The following is a 1,455-nucleotide window of genomic DNA, read 5'->3' on the forward strand; positions in this document are numbered from 1 at the left end:
GGCATGATGGGGTGGACGGCGCCCGACGGCATCGGATGTGCCAGAATGAGTTCGTTGAGATCTCAAACAAGGGAGCCGTCCGTGGAACACCTTATCCGTATTGGCATGGATACGTCCAAGAGTGTTTTTCAGCTGCATGGTGTCGACGCTGCGGAGCGTTCGGTGCTGGTGCGTAAATTGCAACGGCGGGCGGTAGTCCCGTTCTTCGCCAAGCTTGCGCCGGTGAGGATCGGGCTGGAGGCGTGCGGTGGCTCGCATTACTGGGCGCGCACGCTGTCGGGGCTGGGTCATGAGGTGGTGCTGATCGCGGCGCAGCACGTGAAGCCGTATGTGCGGCGCGGCAAGCATGACGCGGCTGACGCCGAGGCGATCTGCGAGGCGATGAGCCGGCCCAGGACACGCTTTGTTGGGATCAAGAGCGGCGAGCAGCAAGCGGCGCAGATGCTGTTTGGGGTGCGCGAGCAGCTGGTGCGGCGGCGCACGCAGCTTTCCAACACGATCCGCGGCTACGCAGCCGAATTCGGCCTGGTGGCCGCACAAGGCCTTGCCCGCATCGAGCCACTGCTGGCCCGCATTGCCGGCGACGCGACGGTGCCGGCGCTGGCAAAGGAACTGCTTGAGACGCTCGGCGAGGAATACCGCGCGGTGTGCGCGCGATACGCGGCAATCGACAAGAAGCTGTTGGCCCATCACCGCAAGGACGAGACTGGACAGCGGCTGGCTGCGATGCCCGGCGTCGGGCCGGTCGTGGCGAGCCTGCTCGGCGTCAAGGTCACTGATGCGACAGCGTTCGGTTCGGGACGCGACTTCGCGGCGTGGCTGGGGCTGACGCCGAAGAACCATTCGACCGCCGGCAAGAACCGGCTGGGGGTGATCACGCGGGCCGGCGACGAGATGCTGCGGCAGGCGCTGGTGGTGGGCGCGACGGCCCACATCCAGCAGGTGCGTCGCGGCCGCGCCAAGGCCTCGCCGTGGCTGGCGGCGTTGATTGCGCGCAAGCCGCCGAAGCTGGCGGCTGTGGCGCTCGCCAACAAGACCGCCCGCATGGCCTGGAAGATGATGATCACCGGCGAGCCGTACCGTTGTGGCCTATCCGGGCAGCCTGACGCCTCCTCGCCGCCCTCAAGGCCGCTTCGCGCCGCCTACGGCGGTGGCCTGCGGCCAGCCCTGACCGCGGCTCAGCACGGCGCTGACATGCCCGGATAGGCCACAACGGAGGAACACCGAACACAAGCTCTTGCAACGGAAGGAAGATGGCGTGATCGATCGATCCGTGACGCGCGAAACTCCGAGGGATCCATTGGCCAACGAAACCGCTGGCATGATTGGAACGGGCGTCGCGAACCCCACCTTGGCCAGCGGCCGCAAGGACCGTGCTCAAAGGCCGGACATATGGACGCAAGCGATCGAAAACGACGCAAAACAACCGTTGCAGGCAGGGCGCCGTCCACATAT

General features: G+C 66.3%; 2 protein-coding genes. Both read left to right on the forward strand.

The window, feature by feature from the left end:
* Window positions 1-81: 81 nt before the first annotated feature.
* Window positions 82-1,206 carry an IS110 family RNA-guided transposase gene (locus NKJ91_RS33565; protein ID WP_502903665.1) on the forward strand — a complete coding sequence of 375 codons (1,125 nt, stop codon included), beginning with the start codon at window positions 82-84 and terminating at the stop codon, window positions 1,204-1,206.
* 52 nt (window positions 1,207-1,258) lie between these two features.
* Window positions 1,259-1,455: hypothetical protein (locus NKJ91_RS33570; RefSeq protein WP_352458923.1), on the forward strand; the 197-nt coding region annotated here is incomplete at its 3' end.

Source organism: Mesorhizobium sp. M0040, from assembly GCF_040323505.1.
Lineage (GTDB): Bacteria > Pseudomonadota > Alphaproteobacteria > Rhizobiales > Rhizobiaceae > Mesorhizobium.